Raw genomic sequence first — 11418 nt, forward strand, 5'->3', positions numbered from 1 at the left:
CTCATGTCAAAATTCTTCATCGACCGTCCGATTTTCGCTTGGGTAATTGCCCTGGTGATCATGCTGGTCGGGGCACTTTCGATCCTGAAATTGCCGATCAACCAGTACCCGAGCATTGCGCCACCGGCCATTGCGATCTCCGTGACCTACCCGGGCGCTTCGGCGCAAACCGTGCAGGACACAGTGGTTCAGGTCATCGAGCAGCAGCTCAACGGTATCGACAACCTGCGTTATGTGTCGTCGGAAAGTAACTCCGACGGCAGCATGACCATCACCGCGACCTTCGAGCAAGGCACCAACTCCGACACCGCGCAGGTTCAGGTTCAGAACAAGCTGAACCTGGCCACCCCGCTGTTGCCGCAGGAAGTGCAGCAACAAGGTATCCGTGTGACCAAGGCAGTGAAAAACTTCCTCTTGGTGATCGGCGTGGTATCGCGTGACGGCAGCATGACCAAGGACGACTTGTCCAACTACATCGTGTCGAACATGCAGGATCCGATCTCGCGAACCGCCGGTGTCGGTGACTTCCAGGTCTTCGGTGCCCAGTACGCGATGCGCATCTGGCTCGACCCGGCCAAGTTGAACAAATTCAACCTGACCCCGGCCGACGTCAGCTCCGCGATCTCGGCGCAGAACGTCCAGGTCTCCTCCGGTCAGCTCGGCGGTTTGCCGGCGCTGCCTGGCCAGCAACTGAACGCCACGATCATCGGCAAGACCCGTCTGCAGACTGCCGAGCAGTTCAAGGCGATTCTGCTGAAGGTCAATCAGGACGGTTCGCAAGTTCGCATTGGTGACGTCGCCGATGTCGGTCTGGGTGGCGAAAACTCGACCATTTCGGCTCAGTTCAACGGCAAGCCGTCGTCCGGTCTGGCTGTAAAACTGGCCAACGGCGCCAACGCCCTCGACACCGCCAAAGCCCTGCGCAAGACGATTGACGAGCTCAAGCCGTTCTTCCCGGAAGGCATGGAAGTGGTATTCCCGTACGACACCACTCCGGTGGTGACCGAATCGATCAAGGGTGTGGTTGAAACCCTGGTCGAAGCGATCGTGCTGGTGTTCCTGGTGATGTTCCTGTTCCTGCAAAACTTCCGCGCCACCGTCATCACCACGATGACTGTACCGGTGGTATTGCTCGGTACATTCGGCATCCTCGCGGCGTTCGGCTTCAGCATCAACACCCTGACCATGTTCGGTATGGTGTTGGCCATCGGCTTGCTGGTGGACGATGCCATCGTTGTGGTGGAAAACGTCGAGCGGGTGATGAGCGAAGAAGGCTTGTCACCGAAGGAAGCGACCAAGAAGTCCATGGGCCAGATCCAGGGCGCACTGGTCGGTATTGCGCTGGTGCTGTCGGCGGTATTGCTGCCGATGGCGTTCTTCAGCGGTTCCACCGGTGTGATCTACAAGCAGTTCTCGATCACCATCGTCTCGGCCATGGCCCTGTCGGTATTGGTTGCGCTGATCTTCACCCCGGCGCTCTGCGCCACCATGCTCAAAGCGATTCCGAAAGGCGAGCACGGCACACCGAAAAAAGGCTTCTTCGGCTGGTTCAACCGTAACTTCGACCGTGGCGTTCGCAGCTACGAGCGCGGCGTTGGCAACATGCTGTCGCGCAAAGCCCCGTATCTGCTGGCGTATCTGCTGATCGTGGTTGGCATGATCTGGCTGTTCACGCGCATTCCGACCGCGTTCCTGCCGGAAGAAGACCAGGGCGTACTGTTCGCCCAGGTGCAAACCCCGGCCGGTTCCAGTGCTGAACGTACCCAAGTCGTCATCGACGAAATGCGTTCCTACCTGCTGGAGAAAGAGTCCGGTGCGGTGGCCTCGGTGTTCACCGTGAACGGCTTCAACTTCGCCGGTCGTGGGCAGAGCTCGGGTCTGGCGTTCATCATGCTCAAACCGTGGGACGAGCGTGACGCCAGCAACAGCGTGTTTGCCCTCGCCCAGCGTGCGCAACAGCACTTCTTCACCTTCCGCGACGCGATGGTGTTTGCTTTCGCCCCGCCAGCGGTACTGGAGTTGGGTAACGCCACCGGTTTCGACGTGTTCCTGCAAGACCGTGCCGGTATCGGTCACGACAAGTTGATGGAAGCGCGTAACCAGTTCCTCGGTCTGGCCGCGCAGAGCAAGGTGCTCTACCAGGTACGTCCGAACGGCCTGAACGACGAGCCGCAATACCACCTGGAAATTGATGACGAGAAAGCGCGCGCCCTGGGTGTGAGCATTTCCGACATCAACAGCACCCTGTCGATTTCCTTCGGTAGTAGCTACGTCAACGACTTCATCGACCGTGGTCGGGTGAAGAAGGTGTACGTGCAAGGTCAGGCTGGTGCTCGCATGAGCCCCGAAGACATGAAGAAATGGTACGTGCGCAACAGCGCCGGAACCATGGTGCCGTTCTCCGCATTCGCCAAGGGCGAGTGGATCTACGGTTCGCCGAAACTGGCGCGTTACAACGGTGTAGAAGCGATGGAGATCCTCGGTTCTCCGGCGCCGGGTTACTCCACCGGTGATGCGATGGCCGAAGTCGAAGCGATCGCCAAGAAGCTGCCGGCGGGTGTCGGTATCTCCTGGACCGGTCTGTCATATGAAGAACGTCTGTCGGGTTCGCAAGCGCCGGCGCTGTACGCCCTGTCGCTGCTGATGGTGTTCCTGTGTCTGGCGGCGCTGTACGAGAGCTGGTCGATCCCGATCGCCGTTATGCTCGTGGTGCCGCTGGGGATCATCGGTGCGCTGCTGGCCACCAGCCTGCGCGGTCTGTCCAACGACGTGTACTTCCAGGTGGGTCTGTTGACGACCATCGGTCTGGCGGCTAAAAACGCCATTCTGATCGTCGAGTTCGCCAAGGAACTGCATGAACAAGGGCGTAGCCTGCGTGATGCGGCGATCGAAGCCTGCCGCATGCGTCTGCGACCGATCATCATGACGTCGCTGGCCTTCGTCCTCGGTGTTGTACCGTTGGCGATCTCCACCGGTGCCGGTTCGGGCAGCCAACACGCGATCGGTACCGGCGTAATTGGCGGTATGCTCACAGCCACGATCCTGGCGGTCTTCTGGGTTCCACTGTTCTTCGTTACGGTTTCGTCCATCGGCCAGCGTAAAATCGCCGATCCAGATGACAAAGCTAAAGAAACTCCTAAAGAGGCTGGCCAATGAGCAAGTCGCTACTCTCCATCGCAGTCGCCGCCTTCGTGCTGAGCGGTTGCTCGCTGATACCTGATTATCAGCAGCCTGAGGCTCCGGTCGCAGGCCAGTACCCGCAAGGGCCGGCGTACTCGCCGGCCCAGGCACCGGCGCAAGCCGCTGCCGAGCAGGGCTGGAAGCAGTTTTTCCACGACCCTGCCCTGCAACAGCTGATCCAGGTGTCGCTGGAAAACAACCGTGACCTGCGTGTCGCGGCACTGAACATCGACGCTTACGCGGCTCAATACCGCATTCAGCGTGCTGACTTGTACCCGGCGATTTCGGCCAATGGTTCCGGCAGCCGTCAACGTCTTCCGGAACGCGCTTCGCAGACCGGCGAGTCGATGATCAGCAGCTCGTACTCGGCCACCGTTGGCATCAGCGCCTACGAACTCGACCTGTTCGGTCGCGTTCGCAGCCTGAGCGAACAAGCGCTGCAACAATACTTCGCCACGGAAGAAGCGCGTCGCAGCACCCAGATCAGTCTGGTCGCCAGCGTCGCCAATGCTTACCTGACCTGGCAAGCGGACAAGGAACTGCTCAAGCTGACTCAAGACACCCTCGGTGCCTTTGAAGAAAGCTACAAGCTGACCAGCCGCAGCAACGAAGTCGGTGTCGCTTCGGCACTGGATCTGGCGCAGTCGCGTACCTCGGTGGAAAACGCCCGTGCGCAACTGGCGCGCTACACCCGCCAGGTCGCTCAGGACGAAAACAGCCTGACCCTGCTGCTCGGCACCGGTATCCCGGCCAATCTGCAAGCGGCCAAACCGCTGTCGGATGATCTGCTCAGCGACGTACCGCCGGGTCTGCCATCGGATCTGCTGCAACGTCGTCCGGACATTCTGCAAGCCGAGCACAACCTGAAAGCGGCCAACGCCAACATCGGCGCGGCCCGTGCAGCGTTCTTCCCGAGCATCAGCCTGACCGCCAACGCGGGCACCCTGAGCCCGGATCTGTCCGGTCTGTTCAAGGGTGGTTCGGGGACGTGGCTGTTCTCGCCGCAGATCAACCTGCCGATCTTCAACGCCGGCAGCCTGCGCGCCAGCCTCGACTACGCCAAGATCCAGAAGGACATTGGCGTGGCGAACTACGAGAAGTCGATTCAAACCGCCTTCCAGGAAGTCGCCGATGGCCTGGCCGCCCGCCAGACCTACACCGAGCAGCTGCAAGCGCAGCGTGACTTCGTTCAGGCCAACCAGGATTACTACCGCCTGGCCGAGCGTCGTTACCGCATCGGTGTCGACAGCAACCTGACCTTCCTCGATGCCCAGCGTCAGCTGTTCAGCGCGCAACAAGCGCTGATCACCGACCGCCTCGCGCAGCTGACCAGCGCGGTCAACCTGTACAAGGCTTTGGGTGGCGGCTGGAATTCGCAAACCGCGAAGAACGAGCCGGTGAAAGAAGAAGCGCCGAAGATGAGATTGTTCTGATCATCTGCTGAACACAAGAAGCCCACCGATTGGTGGGCTTTTTGTTGCCTGAAGATCAAAAGATCGCAGCCTTCGGCAGCTCCTACATTTGAAATGCGATCCCCTGTAGGAGCTGCCGAAGGCTGCGATCTTTTGATCTTCAATGCTGTTCGATAATCGCCCAAAACCCGCTTTTACCAATTGAATCAAAACATCCGCCCCCCGCACCATTCGAGCCACAAAACCAATAACAACAGGTTCGCCACATGCTCCCACGCCCTGCTCCGTCCGGCTGATCGCCGCCGCTCCGCCCCCTGAATCCATCGTATTTCTGCGCCACAAAAACGGCCGCAGCGCATTCCGTTTGCCTCAAAAAAACAAGAGAGACCCAGCTATGACCTCCTCCCCTGCGCCCTACGCATTTCCCGGCCTGATCGCCCTGGCCCTGGCGGGTGCCGCCCTCCCCGTCGCGGCTGAAGAAGCGGGGTTTATTGAAGGGGCCAAGGTCAACCTCAACCTGCGCAACTACTACATCAACCGCAACTTCACCAACCCGACCAAGGCGCAGGGCAAGGCTGAAGAGTGGACGCAGAACTTCATCCTCGACGCCAAATCCGGCTTCACCCAAGGCACCGTCGGCTTCGGCATGGACGTGCTGGGTTTGTATTCGTTGAAACTCGATGGCGGTAAAGGCACGGGCGGCACGCAGTTGTTGCCGCTGGATCACGACGGTCGCCCGGCGGATAACTTCGGCCGCACCAACGTCGCGTTCAAGGCGAAATTTTCCCAGACCGAAGTGAAGGTCGGCGAATGGATGCCGGTGCTGCCGATCCTGCGTTCGGACGACGGTCGCTCGCTGCCGCAAACCTTTCGTGGCGGTCAGATTACGTCGAAAGAAATCGACGGCCTGACCCTCTATGGCGGCCAGTTCCGCGCCAACAGTCCACGCGACGACAGCAGCATGAGTGACATGTCGATGACCGGCAAAGCGGCGTTCACCTCGGATCGTTTCAACTTTCAGGGCGGCGAATATGTGTTCAACGAAAAACGCACACAGATCGGCTTGTGGAACGCTGAACTCAAGGACATCTACAGCCAGCAATACGTCAACCTGACGCACAGCCAACCGCTGGGCGACTGGACGCTGGGCGCCAACCTCGGTTTCTTCTACGGCAAGGACGACGGCAGCGCGCGCGCCGGCGATCTCGACAACAAGACCTGGTCGGGGATGTTCTCGGCCCGATACGGCGGCAACACCTTCTACGTCGGCCTGCAAAAACTCAGCGGCGACAGCGCATGGATGCGCGTCAACGGCACCAGCGGCGGCACGCTGGCCAACGACAGTTACAACGCCAGTTATGACAACGCGCAGGAACGCTCGTGGCAGCTGCGCCACGACTACAACTTCGCCGCGTTGGGCGTGCCCGGCCTGACCCTGATGAACCGTTACATCAGCGGCGACAACGTACACACCGGCACCATCACTGACGGCAAGGAATGGGGCCGCGAATCGGAACTGGGCTACACCGTGCAGAGCGGCACGCTCAAGGATCTCAACGTCAGATGGCGCAACTCGACCATGCGCCGGGATTTCAGCAATAACGAATTCGACGAGAATCGTTTGATTGTCAGTTACCCGATCAGCCTCCTCTAAACACAAATCCACCCTGTAGGAGCTGCCGCAGGCTGCGATCTTTTGATTCTGTTTTTTAAAAGATCGCAGCCTTCGGCAGCTCCTACAGGGATTTGTGCCATTGGTCTGGATGAGTGGTGATTTGCCGGCCGGCAGGTAAAGTTAAAAAACCTGAAGGACTCAGGTGTACGCCCCTTCCCACTTCCGTTATCTGTTGATGTTGGTCCCCTAAAGACTTGAGCCAGGCTGTCATCGGAAGACACTGTTGATCACCAGAGGACGACCTCATGATCACCCGACTCAAAGAAGCAGCACCTGACTGGAACGCCAAGGCGTACCAGCAGTTTTCCCGCCTCAGGCAACGCCCGGTCAATGAATTGCTCGACCGTGTCGACCAGCACAACCCCAAACACATTGTTGACCTCGGTTGCGGCACCGGCATCGCCACCCGCTTGTTGGCCGAGCGCTGGCCCCAGGCGCACTTGCTGGGCATCGACAGTTCAGCGCAAATGCTCGACGAGGCACGCGCCCTGCCGATCAACGCCTCATGGCAACAATGCGACTTGCTTGACTGGCAGCCCGAACAACCGGCGGATCTGCTGTTTGCCGCCGCCGTGCTGCACTTTATTGATGGTCATGAAACGCTGCTGCCGCGCCTGCTCGGCCAGCTCAACGCCGGCGGCTGCCTGGCCGCGCATATGCCGGACTGGCGCGATGCGTTGTGGTATCGGCTGATGCTGGAAACCCTCGAAGACGGCGGTATCGGCGGCACGCCATTGGGCACGCCGGAACTGCGCCAGCGTATGGCGGCGCGGCCGTTGTTGGCGCTGGAGGATTACTACCGTTTGCTGGCGCCGCTGACCACGTCGCTGGATATCTGGGAGACCGAGCAGTTGCAGGTGGTCGACGGCAAATCGCCGGTGTATGACTGGGTGAAGGTCTCGGCGCTGCGGCCAGTGATGCAGGCGCTGGATTCAGCGGAGCAGGCGCGGTTTATTTATCACTATCTGATGCGGGTGCACGCGCAGTATCCGCAAGAGGCGGATGGGCATACGTTGTTTGCGTTCAAGCGGATATTTATTGTTGCCAGGGTTTGAAGGCTGCGATCTTTTTCGGTTTCAGCCGTCACTCGCGGGATTCGGTACCCAACTCATCCCACACCGTTTCGGCCAAATGAAACGTCGCATTCGCCGCCGGAATCCCGCAGTAAATCGCGCTCTGCATGATCACTTCCTTGATCTCGCCGCGGCTCACGCCATTATTAGCCGCCGCGCGCAAATGCAGTTTCAGCTCGCCTTCGCGGTTCATGCCGATCAGCATGGCGATGGTAATCAAACTGCGCGTGTGCCGAGGCAAGCCCGGGCGCGTCCAGATATCGCCCCAGGCATGCCGGGTGATCATCTCCTGAAATTCCGAGTTAAACTCGGTCAGCGTGGTCAGGCTGCGATCGACGTGCGCATCGCCCAACACCGCGCGGCGCACTTGCATGCCGTCGTCGTAACGTTGTTTCTCGTCCACGAAAATCCCCTTGTCAGGCGTTTAGAAACGCCAATACGCGATCACTGAAATCAGCACCGGCCTGCACGTTCGACAGGTGCGCCGCATAGAACTCGGCGTACTCGGCACCGCGCACATGCTCCTGAATGAAATGCCCACCGGCCGGCGGCGTCACCGCATCTTCGGTGCCGGCAATCACCAGCAACGGCACATTGATCGAAGCCAGTTGCTCGCGGAAATCGGCATCACGCACCGCCGCGCAATTGGCCGCATACCCTTCAGGCGAAGTCGCCGCGAGCATGTCGGTAATCTGCTTGGCTGCGGCCGGATGTGCAGCGGAAAAATCCGGGGTAAACCAGCGAGCAATGGATGCATCGCGCAGAGCAACCATCGCTGCCGCGCCATCACGCAGCACGGTTTCGATGCGCGGATTCCACACCGTCGGATCGCCGATTTTTGCCGCCGTGTTGCACACGATCAGCTTGTGCAGACGATGCCCGGCATTGATCCCCAGCCACTGCCCGATCAGGCCGCCCATCGACAGTCCGCAGAAATGCGCGCGATCAATGTGCAACGCATCCAGCAAACCGAGTACGTCGTGACCGAGTTGCTCGATGCTGTAGGGGCCTGGCGTCACCAGTGATTTGCCGTGACCACGGGTGTCGAAACGCAGCACGCGGAAATGCTCGGTAAATGCCGGCATCTGCGCGTCCCACATGTGCAGATCAGTGCCCAACGAGTTGGACAGCACCAGCACCGGCGCATCGACCGGGCCGTCTATTTGATAGTGCAGTTCGCCATCGGCGAGTTGAACGAAAACCACAGCCCTCTCCTTTCAGACAGACAATGCGTTGTGTTCGGCCACCGCACGCTCGACCCAGGTTTTCGCCTGGCCGAGGTAATGGGCGGGGTTCAAAAGATGATCGAGTTCAGCACTGCTCAATTCGGCGGTGACTTGCGGTTCGTCAGCGAGTACGGCGCGCAAATGACGCTGCTCGGCCACCGCGCGTTTGCAGCATTGTTCGAGCAGATGATGCGCGGTGTCGCGGCCGACCCGTTGCGCGAGGACGATGCTCACCGCTTCGGCGAGCACCAGCCCTTGGGTCAGTTCGAGATTGCGCGCCATGCGCTCAGCGTCGACTTCCAGACCCTCAGCGAGCAATTTAGCCTGTTGCAGCGAACCGGAAACCAGGCAGCAGATTTCCGGCAAGGTTTCCCACTCGGCATGCCACAAACCGAGGCTGCGTTCGTGCTCCTGCGGCATCGCGCTGAACAGCGTCGAGACCAGACCCGGCACACGCGTCGCCGCACCGATCAACACCGCTGCGCCAACCGGATTGCGTTTGTGCGGCATGGTCGACGAACCGCCCTTGCCCGGCGCTGAAGGCTCGAACACCTCAGCGGCTTCGGTCTGCATCAGCAGGCTGATGTCGCGGCCGAATTTGCCGAGGCTGCCGGCGATCAAACCGAGCACCGCGCCGAACTCCACCACGCGATCGCGTTGGGTGTGCCACGGTTGTTCCGGCAAGGTCAGTTGCAGTTCTTCCGCCAGCGCTTCGGCAATCGGCATCGCCTGCTCACCCAACGCCGCGAGCGTCCCCGAGGCGCCGCCAAATTGCAGCACCAGCAGACGCGGTTTGAGTTCGCGCAGACGCTGACGGCTGCGAGTCACGGCCCCCAGCCATCCGGCGATTTTCATGCCGAGGGTAACCGGCGTCGCATGTTGCAGCCAGGTACGTCCGGCCAGCGGCGTCGCTGCATGACGTTGCGCTTGAGTGGCGAGGGAATCGGCCAATTGCGCCAGATCGCTTTCAATCAGTTCCAGCGCCTGGCGCAATTGCAGCACCAGCCCGGAATCCATCACGTCCTGACTGGTCGCGCCCAAATGCACATAACGCTCGGCTTCTGCATCGGTCGCGGCAATCTGTTTGCCCAACGCCTTGACCAGCGGAATCGCCGAATTACCCGCCGTGGCAATCGCCTCGCCCAGTGCTGCGAAGTCATACAGACCAGCGTTGCAAGCCGCCGCAATCGGCGCCACCGCAGTGGACGGAATCAAGCCGACCCGCGCCTCGGCCCGGGCCAGCGCCGCTTCGAAGTCGAGCATCGCCTGCACGCGGCCCTGATCGCAGAACACCTCACGCATATCGCGGGCAGTGAAGTAGGCATCGAACAATTGATTGCCCGGTCGCTGAGTCATAAAAATCCTTGCCGGCGCGGGCCATCACGGCCCGCGCGCATCGGGTTAGAGATCGTGGTGCAAATACGCCGCTTGTTTCGGCAAGCGCAGACTGAACAGGAACGCGATCGCCATCATCGCCGTCACGTACCAGTAGAAGGAGTTTTCCATGCCGATGTTCTTCAGGCTCAGCGCGACGAATTCCGCCGAACCACCGAAGATCGCATTCGCCACCGCGTACGCCAGACCAACGCCGAGGGCGCGGACTTCCGGCGGGAACATTTCGGCTTTCACCAGGCCGCTGATCGAGGTGTAGAAACTGACGATCGCCAGTGCCACGGTGATCAGCACAAACGCAAGGAACGGGCTGCTGACGCTTTTCAGGCTCAACAGAATCGGCACGGTGAACAGCGTACCGAGCGCGCCGAACCAGAGCATCGAGTTACGTCGACCGATCTTGTCGGCGAGCATGCCGAACAGCGGCTGCATGCACATATACAAGAACAGCGCGCCGGTCATGATGTAGCTGGCGGTCTTGGCGTGCATGCCGGCGGTGTTCACCAGATATTTCTGCATGTACGTGGTGAAGGTGTAGAAAATCAGCGAGCCACCGGCGGTGTAACCGAGCACGGTGATGAACGCGGCTTTGTGATCGCGGAACAGCGCGCGGATGCTGCCGGCGTCTTTGTGTTCGCGGGTTTCCTTGTTGGTGGTTTCTTTCAGCGAGCGGCGCAGGAACAGCGAAATCACCGCCGCAATTGCACCGACCACAAACGGAATCCGCCAGCCGTAAGCACGCAGATCTTCCTCGGTGAGGAACTGTTGCAGGATCACCACCAGCGACACCGCCAGCAGTTGCCCGCCGATCAAGGTCACGTACTGGAACGAGGCGAAAAACCCGCGCTGGCCCTTGAGCGCAACTTCGCTCATGTAGGTCGCGGTGGCGCCGTATTCACCGCCGACCGACAGGCCTTGCAGCAAACGCGCGAACAGCAACAGGATCGGCGCCCAGACGCCAATGCTGTTGTAGGTCGGCAGGCAAGCGATCAGCAACGAGCCGAAGCACATCATCAGAATCGAGATGAGCATGGATTTCTTGCGGCCGTGCTTGTCAGCGATCCGGCCGAAAATCCAGCCACCGATCGGACGCATCAGGAAGCCGGCGGCGAACACGCCAGCCGTGTTGACCAGTTGCACCGTCGGGTTATCGGAGGGGAAAAACGCCGGGGCGAAATAGATCGCGCAAAAGGCGTAGACGTAGAAGTCGAACCATTCGACGAGGTTGCCGGACGAGGCGCCGACAATGGCAAAGATGCGCTTGCTGCGCTCTTCGCCGGTGTAATGGGAGGTGGTCGTTGTCATTGTTTTTCACTCGATAGGGACAGTGAGAGTCTAGACATACTTTGCAACAGTCCCGTTCCACAGTTCCATATGCAACACAGTTTTTCACCTGTGGGAGCGGGCTTGCTCGCGAAAGCGGTGTGTCAGGTGATACATCTGTCGACTGACACTCCGCC

The 11418-nt window shown here is 60.1% G+C and carries 8 protein-coding genes; 4 read left to right on the forward strand and 4 right to left on the reverse strand.

Annotation, left to right across the window (positions count from 1 at the left end):
• Window positions 1-3: 3 nt before the first annotated feature.
• From emhB to GVL50_RS24625, 4 genes are all read left to right on the forward strand, one after another.
• Window positions 4-3156: an efflux RND transporter permease subunit EmhB gene (gene emhB, locus GVL50_RS24610; RefSeq protein WP_159815375.1), complete on the forward strand. Its 3153-nt coding sequence runs from the start codon at window positions 4-6 to the stop codon at window positions 3154-3156.
• The gene (gene emhC, locus GVL50_RS24615) at window positions 3153-4613 is read left to right on the forward strand and encodes an efflux RND transporter outer membrane subunit EmhC (protein ID WP_053117884.1); all 1461 of its coding nucleotides are present in this window, start codon (window positions 3153-3155) and stop codon (window positions 4611-4613) included. The genes emhB and emhC overlap by 4 nt, the downstream gene beginning before the upstream one ends.
• Window positions 4614-4986: 373 nt before the next feature.
• Window positions 4987-6246, forward strand: coding sequence for an OprD family porin (locus GVL50_RS24620; RefSeq protein WP_159815376.1), 1260 nt, complete (start codon window positions 4987-4989; stop codon window positions 6244-6246).
• A 266-nt stretch (window positions 6247-6512) separates the two neighbouring features.
• Window positions 6513-7322: a methyltransferase domain-containing protein gene (locus GVL50_RS24625; protein ID WP_159815377.1), complete on the forward strand. Its 810-nt coding sequence runs from the start codon at window positions 6513-6515 to the stop codon at window positions 7320-7322.
• Between the two features lie 28 nt (window positions 7323-7350).
• Here GVL50_RS24625 and pcaC read toward each other — a convergent pair whose 3' ends face one another.
• The 4 genes from pcaC to GVL50_RS24645 are packed head-to-tail and all read right to left on the reverse strand — an operon-like array spanning window position 7351 to window position 11263.
• Window positions 7351-7743: a 4-carboxymuconolactone decarboxylase gene (gene pcaC / locus GVL50_RS24630; protein WP_159815378.1), complete on the reverse strand. Its 393-nt coding sequence runs from the start codon at window positions 7741-7743 to the stop codon at window positions 7351-7353.
• 13 nt (window positions 7744-7756) lie between these two features.
• A complete protein-coding gene (gene pcaD, locus GVL50_RS24635) occupies window positions 7757-8545 on the reverse strand; it encodes a 3-oxoadipate enol-lactonase (protein WP_159815379.1) in 789 nt (262 codons plus the stop codon).
• 12 nt (window positions 8546-8557) lie between these two features.
• On the reverse strand, window positions 8558-9922 hold the full coding sequence (locus GVL50_RS24640) for a 3-carboxy-cis,cis-muconate cycloisomerase (RefSeq protein WP_159815380.1): 1365 nt from the start codon (window positions 9920-9922) through the stop codon (window positions 8558-8560).
• 45 nt (window positions 9923-9967) lie between these two features.
• Entirely contained in the window at window positions 9968-11263 is a 1296-nt protein-coding gene (locus GVL50_RS24645; protein ID WP_053117871.1) for an MFS family transporter, read from the reverse strand.
• Between the last annotated feature and the right edge of the window lie 155 nt (window positions 11264-11418).

It is taken from the genome of Pseudomonas sp. 18058 (assembly GCF_902706155.1).
Taxonomy (GTDB): Bacteria; Pseudomonadota; Gammaproteobacteria; order Pseudomonadales; family Pseudomonadaceae; genus Aquipseudomonas; species Aquipseudomonas rustica.